This is a genomic window from Arthrobacter sp. Sr24, assembly GCF_054511175.1.
Window position 1 is genome coordinate 1 of sequence record NZ_JBTNDB010000003.1, and the last position, 25,605, is coordinate 25,605.

19 protein-coding genes are annotated in these 25,605 nt (G+C 57.7%); 9 read left to right on the forward strand and 10 right to left on the reverse strand.

Translation table 11 applies throughout. The annotated features are described in order from the left end of the window. Positions 1 to 307: 307 nt before the first annotated feature. A complete protein-coding gene (locus ACX80D_RS03030) occupies positions 308 to 676 on the reverse strand; it encodes a hypothetical protein (RefSeq protein ID WP_459321155.1) in 369 nt (122 codons plus the stop codon). 336 nt (positions 677 to 1,012) lie between these two features. On the opposite strand from ACX80D_RS03030, the gene ACX80D_RS03035 reads away from it, so the two are divergent. Continuing rightward, positions 1,013 to 1,414, forward strand: coding sequence for a response regulator transcription factor (locus ACX80D_RS03035; protein ID WP_459321157.1), 402 nt, complete (start codon positions 1,013 to 1,015; stop codon positions 1,412 to 1,414). 535 nt (positions 1,415 to 1,949) lie between these two features. On the opposite strand, the gene ACX80D_RS03040 is transcribed toward ACX80D_RS03035, so the two are convergent. Both ACX80D_RS03040 and ACX80D_RS03045 read right to left on the reverse strand, forming a co-directional pair. Beyond that, positions 1,950 to 3,545 carry a bifunctional diguanylate cyclase/phosphodiesterase gene (locus ACX80D_RS03040; RefSeq protein ID WP_459321158.1) on the reverse strand — a complete coding sequence of 532 codons (1,596 nt, stop codon included), beginning with the start codon at positions 3,543 to 3,545 and terminating at the stop codon, positions 1,950 to 1,952. Between the two features lie 9 nt (positions 3,546 to 3,554). Then, positions 3,555 to 5,936 carry a glycosyltransferase family 2 protein gene (locus ACX80D_RS03045; protein WP_459321159.1) on the reverse strand — a complete coding sequence of 794 codons (2,382 nt, stop codon included), beginning with the start codon at positions 5,934 to 5,936 and terminating at the stop codon, positions 3,555 to 3,557. 236 nt (positions 5,937 to 6,172) lie between these two features. On the opposite strand from ACX80D_RS03045, the gene ACX80D_RS03050 reads away from it, so the two are divergent. Further along, complete coding sequence (locus ACX80D_RS03050; RefSeq protein ID WP_459321160.1) at positions 6,173 to 7,681, forward strand: chitinase; 1,509 nt, start codon at positions 6,173 to 6,175, stop codon at positions 7,679 to 7,681. A gap of 114 nt (positions 7,682 to 7,795) precedes the next feature. On the opposite strand, the gene ACX80D_RS03055 is transcribed toward ACX80D_RS03050, so the two are convergent. Beyond that, positions 7,796 to 9,448, reverse strand: coding sequence for a sensor histidine kinase (locus tag ACX80D_RS03055; RefSeq protein ID WP_459321161.1), 1,653 nt, complete (start codon positions 9,446 to 9,448; stop codon positions 7,796 to 7,798). Between the two features lie 283 nt (positions 9,449 to 9,731). Between ACX80D_RS03055 and ACX80D_RS03060 the strand changes: the two genes are divergently transcribed. The 5 genes from ACX80D_RS03060 (at position 9,732) to ACX80D_RS03080 (ending at position 14,969) form a co-directional block, all read left to right on the forward strand. After that, positions 9,732 to 10,058: a response regulator transcription factor gene (locus ACX80D_RS03060; protein ID WP_459321336.1), complete on the forward strand. Its 327-nt coding sequence runs from the start codon at positions 9,732 to 9,734 to the stop codon at positions 10,056 to 10,058. Positions 10,059 to 11,397: 1,339 nt separating this feature from the next. Continuing rightward, the gene (locus ACX80D_RS03065) at positions 11,398 to 11,649 is read left to right on the forward strand and encodes a hypothetical protein (protein WP_459321162.1); all 252 of its coding nucleotides are present in this window, start codon (positions 11,398 to 11,400) and stop codon (positions 11,647 to 11,649) included. 537 nt (positions 11,650 to 12,186) lie between these two features. Next, positions 12,187 to 12,510: a hypothetical protein gene (locus ACX80D_RS03070; RefSeq protein ID WP_459321163.1), complete on the forward strand. Its 324-nt coding sequence runs from the start codon at positions 12,187 to 12,189 to the stop codon at positions 12,508 to 12,510. A 430-nt stretch (positions 12,511 to 12,940) separates the two neighbouring features. Beyond that, positions 12,941 to 13,312, forward strand: a complete 372-nt coding sequence (locus ACX80D_RS03075; RefSeq protein WP_459321164.1) for a response regulator transcription factor — start codon at positions 12,941 to 12,943, stop codon at positions 13,310 to 13,312. Between the two features lie 97 nt (positions 13,313 to 13,409). Next, positions 13,410 to 14,969, forward strand: coding sequence for a sensor histidine kinase (locus ACX80D_RS03080; protein WP_459321165.1), 1,560 nt, complete (start codon positions 13,410 to 13,412; stop codon positions 14,967 to 14,969). A 76-nt stretch (positions 14,970 to 15,045) separates the two neighbouring features. On the opposite strand, the gene ACX80D_RS03085 is transcribed toward ACX80D_RS03080, so the two are convergent. The 3 genes from ACX80D_RS03085 to ACX80D_RS03095 form a co-directional block, all read right to left on the reverse strand. Continuing rightward, positions 15,046 to 16,707: a sensor histidine kinase gene (locus ACX80D_RS03085; protein ID WP_459321166.1), complete on the reverse strand. Its 1,662-nt coding sequence runs from the start codon at positions 16,705 to 16,707 to the stop codon at positions 15,046 to 15,048. A 169-nt stretch (positions 16,708 to 16,876) separates the two neighbouring features. Continuing rightward, a complete protein-coding gene (locus ACX80D_RS03090) occupies positions 16,877 to 18,445 on the reverse strand; it encodes a sensor histidine kinase (RefSeq protein ID WP_459321167.1) in 1,569 nt (522 codons plus the stop codon). Then, positions 18,442 to 19,293: an alpha/beta fold hydrolase gene (locus tag ACX80D_RS03095; protein WP_459321168.1), complete on the reverse strand. Its 852-nt coding sequence runs from the start codon at positions 19,291 to 19,293 to the stop codon at positions 18,442 to 18,444. The genes ACX80D_RS03090 and ACX80D_RS03095 overlap by 4 nt, the downstream gene beginning before the upstream one ends. A gap of 317 nt (positions 19,294 to 19,610) precedes the next feature. Here ACX80D_RS03095 and ACX80D_RS03100 point away from each other — a divergent pair, with 317 nt between their 5' ends. Continuing rightward, positions 19,611 to 19,742: a hypothetical protein gene (locus ACX80D_RS03100; RefSeq protein ID WP_459321169.1), complete on the forward strand. Its 132-nt coding sequence runs from the start codon at positions 19,611 to 19,613 to the stop codon at positions 19,740 to 19,742. A 506-nt stretch (positions 19,743 to 20,248) separates the two neighbouring features. Then, positions 20,249 to 21,085, forward strand: a complete 837-nt coding sequence (locus tag ACX80D_RS03105; protein ID WP_459321170.1) for a response regulator transcription factor — start codon at positions 20,249 to 20,251, stop codon at positions 21,083 to 21,085. A 12-nt stretch (positions 21,086 to 21,097) separates the two neighbouring features. Here ACX80D_RS03105 and ACX80D_RS03110 read toward each other — a convergent pair whose 3' ends face one another. From ACX80D_RS03110 to ACX80D_RS03120, 3 genes are read right to left on the reverse strand one after another with little or no spacing between them, the layout of a single operon-like run. After that, a complete protein-coding gene (locus ACX80D_RS03110; protein ID WP_459321171.1) occupies positions 21,098 to 22,861 on the reverse strand; it encodes a sensor histidine kinase in 1,764 nt (587 codons plus the stop codon). Further along, a complete protein-coding gene (locus tag ACX80D_RS03115; protein ID WP_459321172.1) occupies positions 22,861 to 24,654 on the reverse strand; it encodes a sensor histidine kinase in 1,794 nt (597 codons plus the stop codon). The genes ACX80D_RS03110 and ACX80D_RS03115 overlap by 1 nt, the downstream gene beginning before the upstream one ends. 40 nt (positions 24,655 to 24,694) lie before the next feature. Then, complete coding sequence (locus ACX80D_RS03120; RefSeq protein WP_459321173.1) at positions 24,695 to 25,198, reverse strand: DUF2505 domain-containing protein; 504 nt, start codon at positions 25,196 to 25,198, stop codon at positions 24,695 to 24,697. Positions 25,199 to 25,605 lie beyond the last annotated feature (407 nt).

Consider the following 25,605-nt stretch of genomic DNA (forward strand, 5'->3'; position numbering starts at 1 on the left):
CCGCCGAGCCCGTGGAGGAGGCGATTTTGCTCCCAGAACTCACTGCAGCATAATCAAAGAACTGACCCGCACGGTGTTGAGGCAAACTCCACCACTCAGCGGGACGTAACCCACAACCGGGTGCCGACGCCCCCTGCCGGTATGACAACATGGAACCTGTCAAGGGGGTCGGAAGCAGGCGCAGCAATAGCATCAAAATTGAGGGTGGGCATGGTTACCAGATTACTGTGAGGTCAAGCGTATGAGGTAATTTCTAGGAATCTGACATGTCTTCGACGTAGCTTTGAGGCCGCCGTCGAATCAGGTGTTATGCCACTTGGGCGTAACTAGAAGTGAGCTGCCACGCTGTTTCGTTTCCGCATTTCCGTAATGCCTTCAGGTGTTTTGTTGCAGCGGCCATGCAGCCAGCGTTGAGGTCATTGACGAGATCATCTGCCAGCTCGCCCAAGCGAACGGCACCGATCATCTTGCAAGAGCTTCGCAAACTCAAAACAGCGTCCATGGCGTGTTCTGAGTGCCCTGCGCTGACAGCTTCAAAAATACGCACGAAACGACCCGGCCACATGTCAACGTAGGTGCTCACGAATCTCTGGCAGAGCGCCTGCTCGCCGTCCAGAGATTCCTCGAGTGATTCCAATGTTGCTAGGCAAACAAGAGGCAGCGAAGAAGGTTTCATTGTGGTTTCTCGTCTCCTGTTCCGGTGGCGTGCAATCGTGAGCACTGGTGCCTTTCGTCCTCCAACATTAGTGGCAGAGCCGGCCGTTGTGGACTGTAATCAACCAATTTGGGTGGTTTGGGGCAGAAGACTATACAAACGGATAGTCGATTGAGCCGCAATGGTCCCGATTGGGACTCTGAGAACCAGCCATGGGTCACCGACGACCTTTGCTTGCCCATGCATAAAGAGGGTCCGTGATGATGTCATAATGTAGTTATAAACACGGTCTGGGGCCGGATTCGGGTCGCTACGGGCGTGTTTCTCTTCTAGTTGAAGCAGCCTTAGTGAGGGAAAATGGACAGTTCTCGTGTGGCCGTCATTATTGAAGATGACCAGGATATTCGCGAATTAATCACCGTGATCCTGAACCAGGCGGGATTCGAGGTTCACGCCGAGAATCGAGGTGTTGACGCCATTGAAACCATCCGCACGCGCAACCCGGACATCATTACTTTGGATGTTGGGCTGCCGGACATCGACGGCTTCGAAGTAGCGCGCCGGGTAAGGGAATTCAGTGATGTTCACATCATCATGTTGACTGGGCGAGCCGATGAAATAGACACTTTGGCGGGTTTGGGATCCGGTGCCGATGACTATCTCACTAAGCCCTTCAGCCCACGTGAGCTGCGTGCACGGGTTAGTGCCGTGCTACGCCGTCCCCGCTATAGCGAAAGCAGTACAGCAGGGGCACTGTAGGGGAACTGAGGTGCTGAGAAGAGTGGTTGGTGGATGTTTTTCGGTCAGGTTGTGTGCTGAACATACCGGATGGTCAGCTCCATTACCGTCTCATCACCGCAACGCCCGATGTCAGAAATTCTCTCGCGAACTTGGTCTTGACCACCCTGTTTGAGTATTTCCACTAGATCGCCACTCATTTGGCCGAGCCGCTCAGCTCCCACCATGGTGCTGGATGAAAAAAGACTCAGGGCCGACTCTGAGGCGTCGGACCAATCTGAAGAGCTTACAGCGTCCGTGAGACGTGAAAACCGCTGGGGCCAGAGTTCGATAAATCGGCTGACAAACCCACGTGACATTGCCGTTTGCCCTTCCAAGGATTCCTCAAGGGCGGTGAGTGACTCCATGGATACTAACGGCAATAAGGAGTACTTCATATCCTTAATTCGCCCTCTTCCCTGGTGTTGTGTTGATACGTTGTGTGCCCTGTTCGGGAAGACTGCGTAGGTCTCATGATACGCACTGCAGTCCTGTGATGGAGGCTGGCTGAGTCGATTTAGTTCTTCCCATCTGAACTGTAGGAGAGTGGCCTCACCATGTTCGCCTCACTTCCCGATCGCCAGGGGGTGGTGAGAAAACGCGATATCAAGTTGTCATTGATATCAGCTGCCGAGATAGGGCGGGAGAAGTAGTAGCCTTGGCCATCTTCACAGCCCAGTTCAGCAAGCATGGCAGCCTGTTCCTGAGTTTCTACGCCTTCAAAAGTCGAGGCAAGATTGCACGATCTTACCAGCTGCAAGATGGCGGCGATGAAGAGTTGATCCGGTTGCTTTTGAGTGGGTGTTCCAATGAGAGACTTGTCCATTTTTACCCCATTCACGGGCAGAGTGCGCAGGTAGCTGATGGAAGAATAGCCCGTGCCGAAATCGTCTATGGCTAGGCGTACTCCCAGATCACGCAAGCCTTTGAACGTATAGTCATCCCATTCATTTCCTGTGACCATGGAGTACTCGGTCAATTCGAGCACCAGAGCACTGGGCGCTATCCCCTCGGCAGCAAGGATTCGCTGGACGTCCTCCAACAGCTCCGGGTGTTGAAGCTGGGTGGCTGATATGTTCACCCTCATGGTGAATCGGGGATCAAGCTCCAAGGACTCCAGCCATACACGGAGTTGGGCAAGTGCTTCCTGGAGAACCCAGGTGGACAGTTGGCCGATGGCACCAATCTCCTCGGCCAGGTCTATGAATTCATCTGGCATTACCAGGCCACGGCTTGGATGCTGCCACCGAACTAGTGCCTCAACACCAACCACTTTTCCGGTGGCCAGCTCCACAATCGGCTGGTAGTGCAACAGCATTTGGTCGGTATCTATGGCGTTTTGGAGTTCAGTGGCGAGAGCTCGGTGCAACTGACGCGCCTTGAGCAAGGCAGGAGTGAAGAGGGTGACATTGGTATCGGCACGTCTCTTGGCTGCGTACATGGCGGTGTCAGCGTGCAGAATCAAATCCAGTGCGGAGTCGCCTGCAGTAGGAACGGCGATACCTATACTCGCCGTGACGGAAAGAACCGTGTCTTCGACCTTGAAAGGTTGGGCCAGTACTTTCACAATTCGGTGGGCGACCTGGCTAGCGCGGGTGGCAGTGGTGTTCTGCAAAACGACGGCAAACTCGTCTCCACCAAGACGTACGGCTGTATCTTCCTTGCGAACCGAGGCGCGCAGGCGTTCGGCCACCACTTGCAAGACATGGTCGCCTGCGGCATGGCCCAATGTGTCATTGATGAGTTTGAAGGAATTCAGATCCAGGACCAGTACGGCGGGGGGACCGTTGACGTCAGAGTCGAACAAACTTGATTCCAGGACGGTCTCCAACGCAGTGCGGTTTCGCAGTTTTGTGAGCGGGTCCGTGAGGGCCATCAGCTCCATCTTGCGGAAGGCGTCCATTAGCATTGCCGTCCGCGATTTCACCCGAGCCTCAAGCTCGGATTGCGAGGACATCAGCTCTTCCGCCATCAAGTTGAAACCCGCAATGACTGAGTCAAGCTGGTCCTGAGCGGGGGAGACCGGAACTCGCGTGGTGAGTTCGCCGGCGGCGATCTTCTCGATGGCTTCGACGAGGTGGGCCATTCGGGAGTCTGGGGACTCAGCGAGCATGGGTAATCCTCATCGCGAGGATACGCGCCGTCGTCGGTCTGAGCCGCCTCGCAGATCGCGGTTCAGCCTCCTGTCTCCGTGGTAGAGGAGTGCTTGCCAGTCCACTTCTTCGATGGTCTTGGGTACAACCACGTCCGGGGCTACCACCTTGGGTGCACGCGGCTTGACGTACAGGAAGTTGAGCATACCGAGGCCTACGTCCACCGCTGAATTCCTTATCCCGATGTAGGCGCGGATGGCGTATGCGGCCAATACGGCATTCAAAGCAGCGAAGGCAAGGTTTCCCCAGTTGCCCACGAGAGCATCGCGCCACAACGTGAACAGCGAGAAGACAACAATGAGGTAGGGGACCACAACATACAGGGCTGGAGCAGCTGTCCTGTCCTTGACCTTAGGTGTGCGCACAAAGGGAATCTTGTCACCCGTGAACGCCTGTTGGAGTGATTTAAGAACGCCTGCAAGGTTGACCGGCAACAAGATGATATTGAAGCCATAGATGCGGAAGATGTCACTGAAGCGGTGCCCACAGTCACGCAAGTCGCTACCCATGGCCAGGAAATAGGGCAGGGCTGCCGCCAATACGAGAGGACTCAGCAGACGGCTGTCATAGGGGTAGGCGAGCAGGAACAAGAGCCCGAAACTGGCCCAAGCGATCGAGGACATGTAATTGACACGCAATAACATTTCACGGAAGAGGATTGGTTCCCGACGCTGGCGACGCCGCCTAACCTGATCCCAGAGCTTAGGCAAAATGAGGAGTCCGCCATTGGCCCACCGGCGCCGCTGGACCACCAAGGATCCGAAGTCGGGAGGTGTGGCACTGTAGCTCAACCGCTCAGGATAATTCGATAGCTTCCAGCCATGAGTACCAAGATCCACACTGGATTCAGTGTCTTCAATGACCGTGCGGTCCTGGATGTACGTGCGAACTTCGAAGCCACCCACGGTTTCAACTTCGACAATATCTTCCAGGGCAATTTTACGGATCACGGCGTTGGCGCCTACCCAAAAAGTTGCCCCGTAGTAGGTCATTCCTTGGTGAAGGATGTGTTGAATATCGGTGCTTGCACCGGCGATACGTTCGATGCGGGTGGGTGCTCCACGGAACGAGGAATAAGGAGTTTGCGCAACCGCCACACGTTCATTGCCGGCGGATTCCAGGAAGTAGACCAGACGTAGGCAGTAGTCCCGCAGCAGCAGGGAATCAGCGTCCAGAGTAAGGAGGTAGGTGGTGTCGGGGACTATGAGGTCATCAGACTCGGCATTATCTGCCTCGCTATCTTCTTCTTCGGCCCGACGTCGCAGGACTACGTTACCGTCGGTGACCTCGCGCTGCCACCTCCCGCCCATGAGTGAAATGTAGGCATTGAGATTCATGGCCTTGTTGGCTTCATGCGAGAGGCTTGCGTAGGCTTTACGTTCAAAGTATTCGGTCTTTACATTGAAGATCCAGGTCAAGCGGAGGTATAGCTCCTCAACTCGGGACGCGTCCGGAGCGTTCGATTGCGCCCTTGCCGCGTCCAAGGCAAGGAGAACCAGACGCAATTCCCGCGACAGGCCCATGACGACCAAGTCAACGAAAAATTCATCCACGTGATCGGCCACTTGTTCAGCTGTGGCCATGTCCTCCAGCCACGTTGCCGCGTAGTTATATTCGTCCATGACCGCGTGGAGCTCGTCGGCTGGAACCGGACCCGTGGTGTATCCCTTAGATCGGAATGCGGCCAAAGCGGTATTTGCGCGTAGGGCGGGGGCTGCCAGGGCATCTGAAATTTCCGCGGCCAAGGCTCGAGTGGCGTCTAGTTTCTCGGCCACCGCCGGATCCTTGGGAGCAGGCGGATCATCCAGCAGCAGAACAACTTTTAGATCAGGAAATTCCTGCAGCGCAGCGGACCACAGAGTTGCACGCACCACATGGACTTCTTCAGCATAGGAGGGGACCAATACCGTGATGCCATCATCGTAGGTGGCAAAATGCCGATCGAGTTCCCCGCGGGGTACTCGCTGGTGATCACGAAACCGGTATAGGGCTCCCTGCCGGGCCAAAAGGTACATCAGTGCAGAAAACGTTAAGAATGTCACCACGAGAACATAGGAGACGGTTTCCATTTGGAATCGAAAACCGAGGTTGGGGTTGTCAGCAATTTGCTTGACTACTGTGGTGATCAGATACAACAGCCACGCCACAATAGTGACAACGATAGCCAACCGGCCCAAAGTTATTTTGCGGCCCGACGGCTTTGGATGCACGATAGAGAGCGGTTCCGAGCGCTTCTCGGCGCCCCACTGACGCCGAGGCCCCTTCACCGGCTGTGCAGAAACCTTTGTAGTGTCGGCGATCTCGACGTGATCGTTCTGGTCCGGCCCTGTCGCAACAAGCACCTCAGACATGTTTCCCCCTGAACAAGATTTTCTAAGAAAGTGCGAATAAACCGCACCGTGAAAAAAGGACTTCTGGGAACTTGAGACCAGTTACCGATCGCCTATCAATATACTTATAGTAGTGGAAGCTCGCCGGGTACGGACGCAGTAATAATCCACGTCACTTCTCTGCAGTAACTAAGATTGGGGTTCTTGTGTCTCAGCGCTTTCCAGGGCGGAAACTTTCACTATTTCGGCTATTAGCATTGGGCGTTGTTGCAGCACTTGTAGCGGCTGGAGTCATTGTCGGATGGAACCGGTATCACGATGCTGAAGCAGCCGCATCTGAGCGGGCTATCTTCGCCGGCTACGTGGACGTAACTGCGACCCCCACCTATGGTTTTGAAGTCCCAGCTTCCGAGGCTGCCAAAGCAGTCATTCTTTCATTTATTGTGGCGGACAAGGACAACGGCTGCGAACCAAGCTGGGGCACCTATTATTCGATGGATCAGGCTGGACAGGATCTGGATCTGGACCGAAAAGTTGCCAGGCTAGTTCAAGTGGGTGGTTCAGTTTCGGTATCCTTCGGTGGCCAAGCCAATGACGAACTTGCTGTCACTTGCACCGATGTTTCGAAGCTAAAAAAGGCGTATGCCTCCGTAGTTGACCGCTACAACCTGAGCTCTATTGATCTCGACATAGAAGGTGCTGGTCTAACAGACACCGCGGCACTAGCACGCCGCGCAGATGCAGTTGCCGCGTTGCAGGCCGAGCGGCTTGCTGATGACAAGCCGCTGAGTGTGTGGCTAACTCTTCCAGTTGCCCCCACAGGATTGACGCCGGAAGGCATCGCTGCAGTGACAGCGATGTTGGACGGCAAGGTTGATCTTGCCGGCGTCAATATCATGACGATGGACTATGGCGGCAGCAAGATTGCTGGCACCACAATGCTTGAGGCCTCAACTGCCGCTGCTGAAGCAACGCACGCACAGTTGCGTACCGTCTATAAAGCTGCAGGTGAGGAACTTGGCTCTGAGTCATTGTGGCGAAAGATTGGCTTGACGCCCATGATCGGACAAAATGACGTTCTGGGGGAGATTTTCACACTTCAGGATGCGGCAGGTCTGCATGAGTTTGCCGTTGCTATGGGCGTGGGAAAGATGTCCATGTGGTCCATGAACCGAGATGCGACGTGTGGGCCCAACTATCCGGACATCACCAGGGTCTCCAATAGCTGCAGTGGTGTGGATCAAAAGGGGCAGTTGTTTTCCACTGTGCTCGGCGATGGGCTCAAGAACCCCTTGGTTGAGGTCTCAGCTACCGCTCAGCCGACCGTGAAGGAGTCGCTGCCCGTCGATGATCCAAAAACCAGCCCCTACCCGATTTGGAACAGTCTGGCCGTCTACGTTGTCGGTGACAGGATTGTCTGGCACGGGAATGTTTATGAGGCAAAATGGTGGACTCAGGACGAAGTACCCGACAATCCCGTTGCAATTGAGGGAGCGGTGCCCTGGAAACTGATTGGGCCGGTCCTGCCCGGAGACAAGCCCGCAGTACAAGTCGCGGTGCCTGCCGGAACGTATCCGCTCTGGGATGAAGCCGACACGTACCTCAAGGGTCAGCGGGTGATGTTCGAAGGGCGTATTTTTGAAGCCAAATGGTGGACCCGCCAGGACAGCCCCTTAGCGGCCATGCAAGGCTCGCCCAATTCGGCATGGACCATGTTCAGTAATACGCAAGTCCAAGAAATACTGGCTGAGAAAGATAAGAAGTAGATCCTGAAACATTAGGGGCGTCCGGCATTCTGCCGGACGCCCCTAATGTTTGTGGGTCTGCAAGTTCAGCGCGCGGTTAAGGACTGCCTCGGTAGCGGAGACCAACCGATGACTTTAGGGAGTCACCACACAAGCGGGAATAACAAAGGACACGGTGGTTCCCGATCCCGGATCACTGACGAGCGTCAAGGAGCCACCGTGGCTATCAAGAATTGCCCTGGAAATCATCAAGCCCAGTCCGATGCCCGGGATGCCGCGCTTTACAGCAGTTCCTGCACGGAAGAACTTTTGGAATAGTCGGCCCCGTTCAACAGAGCTCATGCCCAAACCCGTGTCCGAGACTTCGCAGTGGAGATCGGTGCCATTGGCCCATGCACGTAAGGTGAGGGTGCCGCCGTCGGGCGAGTACTTCACAGCGTTTGAAACTAAGTTATCCAGCACTTGGCCGATCCGGGCACCATCAACCATGGCCATTAGCGGATCGTCACAGTGCTGCACCACTTTCACGGCATTGGCTTCTGCCGCCGGGGCAACGGACGAGGCGCTGTCTGAGAGTAGCTGGGACATGTTGCACGGAACCCGTTCCACGGACATAGCAGCTGTGGTGAGCAAGTCTGAGACGAGGTTGCCCATGCGCTCCGCATTCCTCTCGGCAATATGCAAATATAGGGTGGCGTTTTCGGGATCTGATGCAAGCGACTCAAGTGCTAGTGCAATGTAAGACTGGATGGAAGTCAGCGGTGTCCGGAATTCATGTGAAACATTGGCGAGAAGATCATCTTTAGCTGCCAGGGCATTAACCATGTCAGTTACATCGTGAAAGGCAATCACGGACCCAACGGAGGCGTTGGCTTCGCTAGGAATCACTCGGGCGGTTGCAGAGATTGCTCGGGAATTTTCACCCTCTCCCACCCAAATTTGATAATTGGTAAACGACTCACCGTTGACGGCGCGCTGAACTGGCCGAGCCTGCGGTGCTAGGGGAACCTTTTCAGAGCTGAACAGTAGGAGATCCTTCTCCTCTGGATCGCTTATGTGCGAGGGCAGACTTAACGCATGGATTGTGGCTTGAGTTGTGTTCATGAGCTGTCCCTTGCCGTCCACATCCACCGCCAGCACCCCGACGCCAACAGTGTCCACGACTGTTTCCAGGAGCCGTTCGCGATACTGACTCTCCTGCAAAGCTGCACGGAGCTGCGCGTCTTTGCCCACTAAGGCAATCCGTTGGCGGTCCATGCTAGTGGTGAGAATAACGACGGTAATGGCAAAGCCGAACATCATGAAAGGAAAGAGCAGCGGACGCAGCAGCGCGTCTCCGCTAACTTGCTCTGACTGAAGTATTGGATTCCAGGCAATCAACAAAGTCGCTAGTGTGCTGGAGAAGATGGCGACCTTGGGTGCATATCCTGAAGCGCAGAGCCAATAAACGGGAAACAACGCGAGTATGCCCGCCGACGAGAGATGGGACTGAATCCCTTCGCGGAAGAGTCCCACGGCTATAAAATCCAGGTAGGGGATGATCAGAAATGATGGGCGAGGGAGCCTGTCCCAAGGGACGGCGAAGCAAGCTACCGTGAGGCCCGTAGTGAGCCACAAACCTGCGATCAACTGCGGATTGTGCGGCAGCACTGGCGTGGTCCACGCGATAAGAATCGCGGCTAACGCCACGGTCAGGAAAAAGGGTAGCTGGCTAAGTATGACGCGAACACGCAATGAACGTTGATAAAAGAAGCGGCCAACGAGCTTTTCCGCAAGAGTTTCAGACAAGATGACTTCCGTTTAGGTGATGGGCGCTTCAGGGGTGCAGGACCGTTGTGAACCAAAGATTTGGGTGAGGCCAAAAATAATCGCCTCACGTGAGCGAGTGCTGATCCGCCGCCTACGATAATGTCATAGTGAAGGCGAGAAACTAGGCTGTGTGCCCAAACGCCACAACATGTGACGGATGTTTTGAGCCGCCTCAGTGATTCTAGGTGGGAAATAATGGATAACTCTGGTGTAGCTGTCAATAGTCGAAGACGATCAGGACATTAGAGAACTCATCACCGTCATTCTCAACCAATCGGGGTTTAAGGTGCACGCAGCCCGTAGCGGCGCCGAGGGAGTGAGTGCAGTCAGGGAACACAACCCTGCCATTGTTACCTTGGACCTGGGGCTGCCCGATATAGAAGGCTTCGAAGTTGCGCGACAAATACGCTTGTTCAGTGACGCCTACATTGTCATGCTGACCGGCCGTGCCGATGACTACTTGTCAAAGCCGTCCCGACCCCGAGAACTGCGAGCGAGGATCAGTGCCATGATGCGCCGCCCGCGGTTTGCCGAAGAAGCTGTCTCACCCAACGCGGCTCTGGCTCCGGGGCAGAAGTCAATGGTCTAGTCCTCAACACTGGCGACCGGGCCGCAGTTGTTGACGGCTGCGGGGTGAGCTGACCCGCCCACGATTCGGTCTGGTGCGGCAACGTCGCGGCGATGCCAATGGCTTGGGGAAGGACATCAGCGACTCAGATGAACGTGCCATCGAGGTTTAAGTTGCGAATTCGCGCAGGAAATTAGGGGACAGCCCAAAGGATCCGCGCTGGATCAAAACCGTCAGTGGAGCCGGCTACCGGGTAGTGAGCGATTCACTCAGCTGCCTTGAAGGGCCAATAAACTCACGGCGACTGCCGCCGCGGCGAGCACGCCCAAAAACACGTACTTCCAGTGCGAGTCTTGCTCCCGCGCCTGCCGCCTTCGCCTGGCTTTCCACCGACTGTACCGACTCATAACGCGTGAATTTCCTTTGCTCAAGGCCGTGGTTGCGGCAACTTTATCCTGTTGCGTTTGAGCCTAATGAAGCGGAGTTTGGCGACGCTAGAGTACCGACTACTCGATTCCGCAATCCAATCCCGCGGCTGAACACTTGCTTTTGAGCGGAGGCCGCAGCACATTGACGTGCACTCTGGTCCTGTATCAGCTGTGACGGTTACTTTTGATACACGTCCGGAACCCCGTCACCGAACTCGTCACGGGCGTCCGATACGGCAACGGCGAACACTGAGTCACTGCAGTGATTTTCCCGCCTATGCAGAAGATTGCGTTGGTGGCAATAGCAACGAGGTTATCGATTGCTCTCGGGCTCAGTGGGACGGTTCGCAGCGTGGTTGGCGAATGGGTGCCAATGACAGCCAGAGCCGATAGGGGACGCCCGACAAACAGGACCGTAGCCAAGCCATCCGCAGGCCTAGCGGATCCACTGAAAGAACACCCTGAAGTATCTTCTGGGAGGCACAAAAAGGGGGTATTTATGTGACCGAGTGCTTCCCTAAATAAATAGCATTTGTGTTTTGAGTCTCAGTGCGGTTTTATGTTTGTACTGCCTACTGGGGGCATGATTTTCTGGTTAGGAAGCTATCATGAAAATTAAGAGGACAGTCCACAATTTTTGCCAAAGATCCTTGGCCCGAATTTTTCCGCCACAGACTCGGTAAGGCAATCACTCAACGCACGGTGATGTGTGTTCGCCACGAGCAGACGATCGGCCATCCCGCGTGAGGAGCTGCTGAGCTAAACACTCTGTGGGAGTCTCACGGGTTGAACTGACGACGCTTGAGTTTTGCCCAAACTATGCCATACCCCGACGCCACGCGTGCCGGTCTCGGTAGCGAGTGACGTCCTTAAACTTTTCCGTGTTCATAGACGCTAGTGGTCGTGTCGCTGGCGTGGAAGGAAGACGAACCGTGACCTCTGAATATGGTTTTAAGGAGAAATCTGAAGCATGGGCTACAGTTTCTCCAATTCAAGAAGATGACTCTGCTACTGGACGCCCGCGAGGAAGGGCAGCTCTAGCCGCGATGCCAATGACATGGTCATCTTTGATGGCAGATGTGATCATTGTGCCTGGATTTGGCCTGGACAACGAGCAACTTGTTTTCAGTGCCGATGACAGTAACTATTCACCGGTGTTTCCTGTGCTGTTTGCTGTTTGCTGATTCCTCGAGTCTCATGTCAGGGCAGTGGCTCGAGGAATCCGTGTGGGTTCGTAATGACTACTCCTTTCTGGTCAGTGTTTCTCTGGCAGCGCGGAATCTGAGTGGCGTCGCCCCGTCATCGGTGAGAGCCGGGTTGCGGCCATCGGCCGTGGCAAGCCTTGCCCCCGGCATAGCAGAAGTCCTCACTGTTAGGATCTGGGTGCCCAGTGCAGCAGAACTAGACAGAGAAGAGCCGGGCGGTCCAGTCTCCCTAGTGTTGACTGTGGCCGATGGTTCCCCGTCTGCCTATAGGGAAGATTTGAGTGGAGGAGCCCGCGGCATCTGGCCAATGACAGCGCCCGCGCTGTTGGGCGGTGCGGGATCTCACTTAGAGATTCAGAGACAGAACTGAATTCTTGACTTATCCCTTGTTGAGACGAGCTGGTGCCGTGTCCTTTAGTATCGGGTGTCCGATGGAGGTTGAGGAGCGGGACAGCTTAGCTGTCTGTTTTCAGCCGTTGCTGAGCGAGCGTTGCCTGCAAGTCCAATGCGTGGCCAATGACCGGCTCGGCCCGCAGAAGTAATCGTCTCGCCTTGGGAGGGGATTCGGCGTTTGACCTCGCCGGTGAGAGCTACAAGGGTGGAAGCGCCTTGGCTCTCGAGCTTGAGCTCACCCTTCACATCCACAGGGGAGCCCCGGACTTCCTTGGCGATGTCATGCATATGTGCGATTGGCAGCGTGCGCACGGACTTAGTAGTGGACGCGCCGTTGATGGTGAACGATTTTCGCTCGCCACCGACCGTTTCGCTGATGTGCTTGTTGAGTTCTTTTTTGGCAAATACATTGGCTACGCTCTGGGCCGCAGCCGTAAGGGTTGTTAATGCGGTAAGCGCCATGGTTCCGCCAAGATTAGGACGTACCGTGCAGCTCCAAAGACAGTGCGCCACCTCGGTTTCGTTGGCCGGGCTAACAAGGAAAATAGATGCCTTTGATTCTTGCAGGGTGGGGGAGTGCACAGGCCGAAGGTCCATTTCCGCCAGATTCCCTACGAAGGCAGTGGCTCACTTGCCTGATTCCAGGATCACACGGCTAAACCGGACGTACCCGGGTTCGTTGACGAATACAGCACTGAACGCAATTTTGATGCCGCAACCCTGGACCGAGCGCATTGGTTGGCTGAACCTGACCGATGCCGAAGTGGGCGAAGTGGGCGAAGGTCGTGTTGGAGGTGATCTTTCAAACGAACCCTCCACCGAAACGCATGGATCGCAGACGTAATTCTTGGGGGCATGGTGTCACTATACTGAGAAAATGGGGGATTCGAACGGTAAAACAGCACTAGCCATTGAGGACGACGAGGATATCCGCGGCCTTCTTGAAATACTGCTGCGCCAGATGGGATTTCACGTGATGTCGGCGGCTACAGGATGTGCCGGAGTGGAATTGGTGCGCAAATTTCCCCCGGACCTCATTACCTTAGACATGGGGTTGCCAGATTCTGATGGTTTGAGCATCCTTAAAGAACTGCGGACCTTCCACCGCGGCAAGATCGTTATGCTGAGCGCGCGCGGACAGCAACATGACATAGACCAGGCCTTGGCTTGTGGTGTGGATGCGTACCTGTTAAAACCGTTTACGCCAAAGAATTTGAAAGCAGAATTGGTGGCTGTCCTTGAGCGCTGATCGACCCGTCCAAGGGCGCCAGAACTCATCGGAGGCGAGATGGCGCAATGTCGTCGAGGCGGACTTCTTCGATCTTCCGAGGGCGCACCGCGCTTTTTTGAGCCAGCTCCCTTTAGCCATAACCACGCTGTTCATTGGCTTGTTTCTTTACGCCGTGGAGCCACAGATCGCAACCAGCCCGTTGTTTGTCTGGGGTGTCATTGGTGTCTATGTTCTGTTGGCTGCCTCGTCTCTCCTGCATTGGGAGCGCTTGCCACATTGGTGTAGCTGGTTGGTGCCCCTGGCGGACTTCATCCCCATCGGGGCCATGATCAATGCCTCCAACTCCACTCTTAACGGCCCACCCATGTTGCTGGTTTTCCCGGTGCTCTGGCTGGCATGGTCTGACATGCATCCCATCGCGACAAGAATCGTGGCCTTCGTCGGCCCTTTGCTCATCGGCTGGGCACCCATTATTTTTGGTCATGTTGAACTGACCAAGGCCAACTTCTTCAGACCTTTGCCCATTCCTTTTATCATTTTGGCTCTGGCCATTGCCGCCACTGTGGTGACCACTAACCGTCAGCTACAAGCCAAACAACTGGCACTGGCAAGTGCCGAGGCACAACGACGGGCTGCACAACTAAATACTTTCATTGACGCCGCCGATGTGGGCGTAGTGGTTGTTGACGAAAATGGCCACGATATTCTGATGAATCGCCGTCAGCAGTTCTTCCATCAGTTGGCGATGCCAGCGAACAACCCTGATCCAACAGAAGCAGAACTTCTCGTCTTTGATCCGGACAAGAAGACGCTCACAACGCCCCTCAACCGTCCCGTGCGACGGGCCGTGGACGGCGCTGAATTCTCCGGCGCGCTCTACTGGCTGGGGGATGGTGCCCGCCAACGAGCCATGGCCACCTCCGCCCGGCAAATCACCGACGAGGACGGTATGCCCCGGGGAGCCGTGATTGTTTTTCATGACGTGACCCAAGTTGTTGATGCGGCGGCTGCCCAAGAAGATTTTGTTGCGAGCGTATCTCATGAACTGCGCACGCCCCTCACCTCCATTCTGGGGTATCTGGAATTGGTGATGGATGAAGTTCACGACGAAGTGGCGGCCAGCTACCTCCAAATCGTTTCACGCAATGCCGAACGTCTGCTCACACTGGTCAACGACCTGATGGGTTCAGCACGTGATGCCATGGTGGTGAGGGCTACCTCTGACGATCTACGGTCCGTGTTAATCTCTGCGGTGGAGACGGCGCGTCCAGGCGCGCAGGAACATCGAGTAACGCTCCACTGCGATGTGGATGCAAAGATGCAGGGCAGTTTTGATCGAGGCAGGATTGGCCAGGCAGTGGATAATCTTATTTCCAATGCCGTAAAGTTTTCTCGCCCCGATGGCGTAGTGGAAGTTGTGGGTAGAAGCCTCCCATCGGAGCTGCGCGTTTCGGTTCGTGATTATGGTGCGGGCATGAGCGAAGATGAGCAAGACGGGCTGTTCACACGTTTTTACCGGACGGAATCAGCGCGCAGGGAATCAGTGCCAGGGGTCGGTTTGGGTCTGGCCATCACGAAGGCCATTGTGGAGGCACACGGCGGCATCCTCACCGTAAAGAGTAAGCAGGGTGAGGGCAGCACTTTCACCTTCACGATTCCAACGCGGGGACAGTGACTCGAGCTAGAAAGTCACCGGATCAACAGCCTCGGCATTGGCGTCCGGACTAATTTTTAAGGCAACCCGCCTGCCTTCACGCACTCTCGAGCACGGCCCCTGGGAGCGCGAAACGGACTGTGGTGCCGGCCCCCGGTTCGCTTTGCAAGGAGATGTTGCCACCGTGCTTTTCCACTATCCACTTGGTGATGACTAGCCCCAGCCCGAGTCCTGTTATGGAACGTTCGAGGACTTGATCGGATCGGAAAAATTTGGTGAAGGCCTTCTCCTGATCAGTGGTACTCATGCCCAAGCCAACGTCCTGCACCTCGCACAGCAGGGCGTCACCTTCGGTCCAGGCCCGCACGGTGACGGGGCCGCCGTCGGGCGTGTACTTAATGGCGTTGGAAACGAGGTTGTCCAGCACCTGGCTGATGCGAACGGCGTCGACCAGGACCGGCAACGGCCCCTGGACTTCAGCCCGCAAGGCGACGCCATTGCCGATTGCTGCGGGGGTGGCTGCTGCAACGCTGTGGGCCACGAGCTTGGAAAAATCCGCGGGGGCGGGATGGATCTCCATGGTTTTGGTGTCCAGCAGGTCATTCACCAGACTTAGCAGCCGTTCGGCGTTCCGCTCAATGATGCCCAGCGAGCTTTGGGCACCTGCCGGGAGGTGGGACTCATCCTCCAAGAGCAAACCCGTGTAGCCCAGGATGGACGTCAACGGTGTGCGGAACTCATGGGAGACACTGGCGATAAAGGCGTCCTTGGCTGCCAGGGCTTCTGTCATGTCAGTGATGTCGTGGAAGACGACCACGGCGCCGTCGTAGTTGCCGTCCTCATCTTCCATAATGCGGGACGTAGTAGAAAAGGCCCGGGCCTGGTCCCCGGAACCGAGCCAAATACCAGCGTCGCTGAAAGACTCACCCTTGACCGCGCGGCGCACGGGCCGGTCCTCTGCCGCCATGGGAGTCACTTTATCCATGCCAAAGAGGAGCAGTTCATGCTCGGCCGGGTCCGCCACGTCCTCCGGGATGCCCAGCGCGTGGGCGGCACGCTGGGTTTCGTTCATCAAGCTGTCATGTCCTTGTGCATCGACCACCACAAGCCCCACCGGAACGGTGTTTAGGATGGTGGACAGCAACTTTTCCCGCTGGCGGCTCTCAGCCAACGCAGTGCGCAATTGGTCATCTTTGGATTCAACTTTCAGGCGTTGGCTATCCATGCTGGCCGTCATCCCCACCACGGCAAAGGCAAAGACGCCCACCATAAAGGGGAACAACACCGGCAGACCCAACGCTTGGGCAGTCAGGGGTGCTGGGTCAAGGAAGAGGGGGACCCAAGCGACCAACAACGTCCCCAGCGCACTGAACAGCACGGCGGTCTTGCGGGCCAGCCCCGACGCCGAGAGCCAGAACGCAGGAAATAGCACCATGAGACCCGCCGTGGTGGCGTAATCCAAGGTGCCGTCACGCATAAACCCAATGGCCACAAAGTCCAAGTACGGGATCACCAAGAAGGAGGATTGGGGGAGCCTGTTCCACGGGACCACAAAACAGAGGGCAAGGATGGCAGCGTGGAGCCACAAACCGATCATGAAGGACGGGTGCGCATATGCCTGTGGGTACAGGGCCGCCGCATGAACCATCAGCAACAGGAAAGTCAGGCTAAGCGGTGCTTGCGAGAGGATGACCTTGACGCGCAAGGAACGCTCGTAAAAATGACGGCGAAGCCATGTGGCTGTTGTGGATTGAGACAAGTGATTCCAACTTCGGCATGAGTTGTGCACCGGCCACTCTTGGAATGCCTACCGGGGCCAAGGTGGGCTCGGGAGGCTTCCGGCTGATACCTAACGATGATGTCACATTGCCAGCTGTGGAGCAGTTGCTGGAGTGTTTGACGTCCTCCTGTTACTTGGACTACATGGATTAGCTGGGTCTGGGGTTGCGGGGCAGGGCGATGGTGGCGGTGGTGCCCTGACCGACGTCGCTGGTGAGGGTAATGGAGCCCTGGTGAGCTTCGACGATGCTTTTGGTGATGGCCAGTCCCAAGCCCGCACCGGGAATGGCGGCTTTGCGGACGGCTCCGGAGCGGAAGAATTTACTAAACGCCTGCTGCACTTCCTCGGCCGTCATCCCCATACCCGTGTCAGTCACTTCCATCACGATGGTCTCCGGCGTGTACCGGGCGCTGATGGTGATGCGTCCTCCGTTGGGGGAGTATTTGATGGCATTGGCGAGCAGGTTATCGATGACCTGACCTATCCTTAGCGGATCCACCTCCGCTGGCAGGGCGGAAGGAATCTCGACGAGAAGGGAGATGTCCTTGGCGTTGGCTCGCAACGTGGCGGAGGCCATGCGTGCGTGGATGATTTCTGCTAAATCCGCGGATTGAAGGTTTATGGCGCCGCCGGGGGTGGCGGTGGAGAGCAGATCACTCACCAGCTCCAGGAGCCGTTCGGAGTTGCGCATGGCTACGGTCAGGGGAGCGGCAATATGCCCGGGCAGCTCCGGTTCATCCAATACCAGATCGAGGTAGCCAATGATGGAGGTCAGCGGGGTGCGCAGTTCGTGGGAAACGTTGGCCACGAAATCCTCCTGCGCAGCCATGGCATTGATCAGGCGAGTCAAGTCTGCCACGGCAAGCACGGACCCAGTGAAATTATTGATGCCCTTGATGGTCCGCGCGGAGAAACTCAGGGCCCTAAGGTCGCTAGGGGGGCCGACCCAGAACAGCTCGTCAGAAAAGGATTCCCCCTTGGCGGCACGTAACCGGGGTTTTTCCATTGGCGGGGAAGGAGTGGTTCGGTCCAGGCCAAAAAGTAGCCTTTCCCCGCCTTCGCTGGCGGTGGCATGGCTCAGATCGTTCTGGTAACGGCTGTTCTTCATCACCTCGTGGCCCTCGGTGTCGACGACCGCGATGCCAACGTCAACGGTGTCGAGTACGGCTTCAAGGATGGATTCGTTCCTGCGGCTTTGCCTCAGTAGTGCTTGCAGGTCCAACTCCTTTTGCACCAGTGCCTTCAGGTGGGCTGCGGCGTCAGCTTCGGCCCTGATCCGGGCATTCACTGCGTCCTCTGCCCGACGGAGGGCGGATTCGAGCTCGCTTTCGTAACTGCGCCGCCGCGGGGCGCTAAATACGATGATCCTATCCACGGGCACCTTTCCCAAAGCCACCGGTCCGCGGGTGGCTGAGAGCATGGCTGGAAAGCGTTGACCGGCGGCGCCGACGATGTCTGCCGCCAATTCCCGGAACTCCCCGGTAGTGGCCAGTTGGGGCAGGGCATGGGTGGCGTACATGATTCTGTCCCCCACAGGGAAGAGCATGAGCAGGTTGGTGCCTTCTACGGAGTCCCGTTCCAGTCCGCACCACGCCAGGAATGTGTCATTGACTTCAAGGATGGTGCCATCGGTACTGGTGATGACGTAGCCGGCCGGTGCCTGATGAAACAGGGTTTCGAAGTGTGGTGAGGGGGAACTGGCACGGGAAGTTGTCATGATCGGGCGGTGCTCAGTTCCGGCTCCGCGGGGTGCTTTGTCCTGCCGCTCAGATAGTTTACAATGGCGTCAGCGCTTTCATCCGGCGAGCTCACGTGGGGGAAGTGTCCGGTGGCTGTGAGCTGGACCAGGGTGCTCTGCGCCAGATTCTGGTGCAGGTACCGGCCAATGTGAACCGGGGCTAGCAAATCGTCGGTGCACTGCAGGATCAGGCTGGGCACTGTGACGGCCTCGAGGAGGTGGCGGACGTCGGAGAGGAAGGCGACGCGAGCAAATTCGCGGGCCACCATTGGGTTGACCTGGTGGAAACTGGCTTCCAGCACGGCAGCATATTCGGGGTGATCCGGTGTTCCCATGATGGCCGGGGCCATGGTGGTGGCCCATACAAGATAGTTCGCATCGAGGGAGGTCAACAAGCCGTCAAGGTCTTCGGCGGTAAATCCGCCTACGTACCCGTCTTCCGGGTAGTCCATGTAACTCGGTGATGCGGCCAGCAATACCAGCTGACTCAGACGCTGGGGATCGGCTGCTGCGGCGGCAATGGCCATCATGCCGCTGACACTGTGGGCGACGAGGGTGACATCTCGAAGGTCCAGAGCTTCACAGATTTCCAGCACGTCATTGGCATAACCGTCCAAGGTTGCGTACTTTACCGAGTCGTAGGCGCCGATGTCAGATTCGCCCGCCCCTACGTGATCGAACAGCACTACGCGGTGGGTGTCCGTGAACCGGGGCAACATCTTCTCCCAAATGCCGCGGTCGCAGCCGAAGCCGTGGGCGAACATCATTACCGGCCCATCTTCCTGACCGAGGATACGTACGTTGTTGCGGGTATAAACGTCAGTCATTGGAGAAGTTACCTGTCGGATCTGGTGGCTGGGTCGTAGACATTGTATGTACTCAGAGAAGCGCGCGCATCTAGCCTGAAGGTGTGTTTTCGGTGCAAGGCCTCTTTCTGGCTTACACCTGGCGTGAGCTTGCGATCGTCTGGCGGCGCAGCATCCACCAGATGACAGCCGCCACAAGCACGAGGAAGGCAATACCCATTGGGATTAAAGGGAAGGCCGGGTCGTCGACTTCTTGGCGACCCCACTCTTGAGCATGAGCTCAGCGCTCCACTGCCCTCACCCACGGAAAGGCAAACGCGGACACCAGCCTGGCTGGCTTGGATAATGTTGCTGCCTTCCGTGGCGTCCCCACGAACCTCAGCCCAGATGACGGCGTACTGTTCAGCTTCCGGGGCGTCGGCGACCACCTTGATGGACACCATCGCTTCGGCAGATTCGCCACAGGCTAGGTCGATTCGCGGCTTGTCAAAGGAAATCCACTAGGTCAGCTCGCTCTTCGCGGGAAACCTCCGTTCTCATGCGGAGGTTTCCCGCGCGGACACAATGAGGTTTGCTCACCCCAGCGGATGAGCTCTGCACATGTTTCCGTCAAATACAGGCATCTCAATTCCTGCATTTATCAGCTGCGGGCGTCTCAATTCCCGAACCTCTTCGATTGTGCCGGAGGTGGTTTTAGGATGCCGCGAAATAGACGCAGGATTTGCCTAAGATTCGCTCAAGAATCGGGGTAAGCTAGCTGGGTTGGCAGATCAAGGCGGGTAGCGCGGCTGGGTACTGATCGTTAAAGTAATGAACTTTAACTCGGTAGGTCTATCCGAAGAAGGCTTTCGGGAAGGGCTTACCGCGGGTACTGACGCCAATTTCCCCACCTAAAAGCCATATACTGCATAGGGCATGACGGGGAATTATTTGAGTCACTCATGCCGCCGGTCTCAGAACAAAGGTGGAGTGGGAAATGGAACAGGTGCGCGTAGCCGTTGTGATCGAGGACGATCAGGACATTCGGGAACTGATCGTCATGGTGTTGGGACAGTCAGGCTTTGAGGTTCACGCCGTGGCCAACGGTGCCGAAGGCGTTGAGGCTGTTCGCCGCCATCAACCCGTCATTGTCACCCTGGACCTGGGGCTCCCTGACATAGACGGTTTTGAGGTGGCCCGGCGGATCCGGATGTTTAGCGACAGCTACATCATCATGCTCACAGCCCGCGCCGAAGAACTGGATACCCTATTGGGCCTGGAGTCCGGCGCCGATGACTACCTGACAAAGCCCTTCCGTCCGCGTGAACTGCGGGCCCGGGTCAGCGCCATGTTGCGCCGCCCGCACACAGCTGGTGCCCTATCCGAGGCAACCGCCGGCGCCATTGCACAGGAAGATCCCAGCGCTGGTGTTACTGCGGCACCGGCGAACCTGATGACGCAGCCTCGGACAGCTGAGCAGGCGGCTCCAACTGCCGCCGTTGCCGCCGCGGCGGAAACCCTGGGCCACAATGGTTTGGCACTCAATAGCCAGTCCCGCACCGTCTCTCTGGAATCCACTGAGCTGGATCTGACTCGCACCGAATTTGACCTGCTGCAGGCACTGCTTGAAAGCGGAAAGGTGGTGCGCACCAAGGCGGATCTGGTCCGCAGCCTCCGCGGCGACGCCTACGACACCGGTGGCTTCATCAGCGACTCCGACGAGCGCACCATCGAGGTGCACATGGCAAACTTGCGCCGCAAGCTTGGCGACGATCCCCAGGATCCGCGCTGGATTAAAACCGTGCGCGGAGTGGGTTACCGCCTAGCAATTTAGCTCTCACCCCGGTTAGGGCTGACCGCTGACAGCGCTCAGGGCACCCGCCGGTTCGCTCGCGGGCGAATCCAGCTCAACGACGTTGCGGTAACCCACACCGCGGTTGGTGGGCAGGCTGACGGTGAACGTGCTTCCCTCTCCGACTTGGCTGAGAACGGAGATGGTGCCGCCGTGGGCCTCAACAATCCCCTTGGTGATGGCCAGACCCAATCCCACGCCGGGCACTGTGCTGGTCAGGGAGGACCGGGCTCGGAAGAACTTGGCGAACACCTCCTCCTGATCGGCGGCTGCGATGCCGATCCCGGTATCGCTAATATCGATCCGGATACCCAACGGACCGGCTTCGACCCTGACGTTGACATTGCCGCCGGGGGAGTACTTGATGGCATTGGAGATCAGATTATCCAGCACCTGCCCCATGCGGTGCGGATCAACGGTGGCGTTGAGCTGCGCAGGAAGCTCGACGGCGACGCTCACCCCTTCCGCAGCCGCCTTCGGGGCAGCCATTTCCACGCTCCCGCGAATCAAGGCCGCCAGATCCGTGGGAACAGGCTGCACCTGTGGATCGTCGGCTGCCGTGGTCAGCAGGTCCGAGACCAACTTCAAGAGTTTCTCGGAGTTCTTGGCCACCGTGCCCAAGGCTGTGGCTGCCCCCGCCGGGAGGGCATCGGCATCCTCCAGCACGAGGTCCAGATAGCCGATGATGGAGGTCAATGGCGTGCGCAGCTCATGGGACACGTTGGCCACGAACGCATCCTTGGCAGCCAAGGCATTGACAAGGGCCGTGACGTCATTGGCCACCACCACCGCACCCTGACGGACGCCGTCGTCATTACGGATGGGACGGGCGGAGGATGAGATGGCGCGCTGATGCTCATCGTGGCCAATCCATGCCAAAAGGTCCGTGAAGCTCTCTCCCCGCCGGGCCCGGGCCATGGGCCGGTCCTCATTGGGCATCAGGGTGATTTTGTCCGCGGCGAAAATTTCCAAGTCTTCCTCCCGGTCCGTGATGACACCGGCCCGGGAAGCCCTGAGATGGTTCTCGTTCTGCGGGGCGTTGCCCAACAGTGTGGCGCCCTGGAGATCAATGGCCATGACGGCCATATTCACCGTATTGAGGATTGTATCCAACAGCTGCTCCCGCTGGCTGCTCTCCTGCAGTGCGCGCTGGAGTTCCAGTGCCTGGGAGTCAGAGGTGGCGCGGCGATCGGCGCCACTGGAATCGATCATGGACACCGCCACGGCAAGCCCATAGTTGGCCATGGGCCACAGGAAGGGTGCGGCCAGGGTTGCGGCACTGACTATGCCCTCATTGAACAGTGGATACCAGACGATCAGCAGGGGACCGGCGAAGGAGATGGCCCGGGCGGCCCGCATGGAAATGCCGGACCAGGCCAGCCAAAAGACCGGGAAAATGGTCATTACCGCCAACCAGGCGGTCCCGCCGTCGTTCGCTGCATGCAAGAACCCCACGGCCAGCAGATCAGCGCAGGGCAGCACCCAATAGGCCACCGGCGGTAGCCGTTCCCAAGGCACGCCCAAGGCTGCCACAGTCACCAGCGCAATGATGAGCACGCCAGTCAGGAAACCGGCATCGGTCAACGCGGCCGGATTGGTCAGTGCCAGGACACCCACCGCCAGGACCGCTCCCACGTTCAGTGGCAGCTGGGTCAGGAACAGCCGTTCCCGGAGTCCCAATAGGTGTAGTTGTTTGTTGTTGCCCAAGGTGGAAAACACCCGGCGGAGCCGCTGGGGCACGGTGGATTTGCTGTGCATCACGGCTCCGGAATGGGTTTGACAGAAGTGAACGGGGTGCCGGGTGATGCAGCGGTGCTGTGGGGGGCCGGCTTCAATGCCGGTAAGCGCAGTTCTACCGTGGTGCCGCGGCCCTTGGCGCTGTGGAGCTGGACCGTTCCGCCATGGCGTTCAGCGATGGCTCTAACCACGCTGAGGCCCAGCCCTGCTCCTTGAACACCTGATTGGCGGGCGCCTTCGCTGCGGTAGAAAGTGTCAAAGACCAGTTCCGTGTCAGCGTTGGAGACCCCGTGGCCTTGGTCGTGAATCTCCACCACGACCTGCCCGGCAGGGGCATCGGTCCGGGCCTGGACGTTCACGGTGGTCCCCGCGGGGCTGTATTTGATGGCATTGGAGAGCAAGTTATCCAACAATTGGCCAATGCGTTCCGGATCTACCATGACGGGCACTGGGCCTGTGATGTGTTGTTCCAGCGCGATACCTGCGGCATGGGCCGTGGGCCTGATGGACACGATGGCAGAGTGAATGGACTCGGCCAAGTCAAAGCGCACCGGCGTCATGCTCATTGTGGCGGATGCCGCCGTCAGCAGGTCCTCGACGACGACGCCCAAACGGTGCGCGCCGCGCTCGATCACGGCGAGCTCGGGAGCGGGTGGGCCGCCGTCGTCCTCCAAGCGCTCCCGCAAAAGATCCGTATAACCCAGGATCGAGGTCAGGGGAGTGCGTAGCTCATGCGATACGGAGGCAACGAACGCCGATTGCTTGGCCGCTGCCTCCATCAGTGGGGTGACGTCAGAGAACGCCACAACGCACCCCACCACCTCACCGGCGTCGTTATGCACGGGACCGGACGTAGCGTACCGGGCCACCTTCTCGCCGGCGACCTGGTCCCAGTGGAGGTAGTTGATGAAATGCTCGCCCCGGATGGCGCGCATCAGCGGACGCCGGTCAAAGGGGATGAGCGTGGTGCCATCCGGCTCGTAGAGGGGCAGGGCGTCCATGGTTGCTCGAGCGGCAGCGGCTGCCGGGGAGCCACCTACGGCAACAGCGCTCAGCCGGGCACGGGTTGCGAGTTCGGCATCATTGGAGGCCACAGCCTGACCTTGTGTGTCCAGGGCGACCACGCCGACGTCGATGGCCTGGAGGATCGAGTGCAGTAATTGCCGCTCCTGGCGGTTTTGTGCTGAGGACGCCTCCAGACGCCGCGTCATGGAGCTGACCGTCAACCCCACGCCACCGATGGTGACCGGAAGGAGAATTAATTTGCTCCACACCTGCGCCGTTAATGTGACGTCCGAAAAGGCAATGGGAGATAACACCATTGCCACCATGCCCACCGTGGCTATCAAGGTGCCACGTTCCTTGTCAGCACTGGCCAGCCAAATGGTGGGGAAAATGACCAACAGCCCCAGTACCTCCATGGCTCCGGCAGCGCCGGTGCGGGCTACCCCGATGGCGGCTAAGTCCAGGACCGGCAACAGCAGAACGGCCTCGGGCGCGAAGTTTTTCCAGGGCACAAACGCGGCCAGCCCCACCGATAACACCAGAATGAGGAACCCGGTGATGAACAGCGGATCGGCAAGAAAATCGGGGTACAACACCGCCATCAATACAACAACGAGCGACATGACCAAGACCAGGGGGAACTGACGCACCAGCAAATCGTGGCGGCCCTCCGCGCCTAAAAGGCCCTGGGCCACGGAGCCGTACAGCTTGGTTCTGCTGCGTGCGCCCTTTGTTCTCTCGTTGGTGCTTGGTGTGCCCGAGGTGGTGCCTGGTGCGGTGCCTGAGCTTCTGCCAGCAGGATGATCCATGGGCAACCTTTAGATGGTGGGGATGCTGTGGTGAACAGACTTAGGACGGATGGGTGTCCAGCCACTTCTGAGCCAATGTGGCCTGCAGGTTCAGGGCCCGGCCAATGACCGGCTCCGCTGCGGAGGCGATCTTGGCGCCCAAGAACGGCACACCGGATGTAACCTCGCCGCTGAGCTCCACCAAGGTGGCGCCGCCGTCGGCCGTCAACTTCTGCAGGGCCGAGACATCCACGGGTGCCCCAGCGACGGAAAGCTTGATGGTGTTGGTGCGGGAGCCATCCGGTGCGGGGGCGCTCCAAGACTCATCCTGGGTGACAGTCAATGTTGCGCCTACGAACTTTTTGACCATCTCCGGCATCCGCGTGGTGGGCAACGTGCGCATGGTCTGGGTGGTGAAGGCTGCATCGGTGGGCCCGCTGATGGTGAACTTCTTCAGCTCCCCGCCCACGGTTTCACTGACATGCTTGATGAAGTCTTCATTGGTGAAGACATCCGTGACGCGCTGGATGGTGGCAGAGAGAGTTGTTGCGGCAGCTAGCGCCATGGTTGCTCCAAAATCGGTGGTGTTCGGGCCAGCTCCTACAATAGCAAGCACCCCAGCCACGAATAGGCAGGATCAAAGGGAAAGTTCACTGTGCCGCGAAATGGGGGATACCGGGATATGCGCTTTCGCGCTGTGTGTTTCTGAGTGAGCGTTTCTGAGGTGAGCGTCGCAGCGGCGGCGGGAAACCTCCGCGGCGGCGGACATCGCCTGTGCCGTTGCCGTGGTCGTGGTGGCCGTGGTTGCACTAATAGGGGCGGTTTGCTCCACCAAAAAGGGGCGCGTGGGGCGGCTCCTAGGATTGCAAGCCCGCTGGCGAGTAAGCTGGACACGGTCCCGGATTCGTTAATAGATTCTGGGCTTTCGTGTTGTCCTCAGCGCGGTCGAGAACGTACTTTGGCGGCGCCGGC

Bases quoted from the DNA above. Each gene is read 5' to 3' on its own strand.
- ACX80D_RS03030 (WP_459321155.1), bottom strand. From the start codon at position 676: ATGAAACCTTCTTCGCTGCCTCTTGTTTGCCTAGCAACATTGGAATCA.
- ACX80D_RS03035 (WP_459321157.1), top strand. From the start codon at position 1,013: ATGGACAGTTCTCGTGTGGCCGTCATTATTGAAGATGACCAGGATATT.
- ACX80D_RS03040 (WP_459321158.1), bottom strand. From the start codon at position 3,545: ATGCTCGCTGAGTCCCCAGACTCCCGAATGGCCCACCTCGTCGAAGCC.
- ACX80D_RS03045 (WP_459321159.1), bottom strand. From the start codon at position 5,936: ATGTCTGAGGTGCTTGTTGCGACAGGGCCGGACCAGAACGATCACGTC.
- ACX80D_RS03070 (WP_459321163.1), top strand. From the start codon at position 12,187: ATGACCGGCTCGGCCCGCAGAAGTAATCGTCTCGCCTTGGGAGGGGAT.
- ACX80D_RS03075 (WP_459321164.1), top strand. From the start codon at position 12,941: ATGGGGGATTCGAACGGTAAAACAGCACTAGCCATTGAGGACGACGAG.
- ACX80D_RS03090 (WP_459321167.1), bottom strand. From the start codon at position 18,445: ATGACAACTTCCCGTGCCAGTTCCCCCTCACCACACTTCGAAACCCTG.
- ACX80D_RS03095 (WP_459321168.1), bottom strand. From the start codon at position 19,293: ATGACTGACGTTTATACCCGCAACAACGTACGTATCCTCGGTCAGGAA.
- ACX80D_RS03105 (WP_459321170.1), top strand. From the start codon at position 20,249: ATGGAACAGGTGCGCGTAGCCGTTGTGATCGAGGACGATCAGGACATT.
- ACX80D_RS03110 (WP_459321171.1), bottom strand. From the start codon at position 22,861: ATGCACAGCAAATCCACCGTGCCCCAGCGGCTCCGCCGGGTGTTTTCC.
- ACX80D_RS03115 (WP_459321172.1), bottom strand. From the start codon at position 24,654: ATGGATCATCCTGCTGGCAGAAGCTCAGGCACCGCACCAGGCACCACC.
- ACX80D_RS03120 (WP_459321173.1), bottom strand. From the start codon at position 25,198: ATGGCGCTAGCTGCCGCAACAACTCTCTCTGCCACCATCCAGCGCGTC.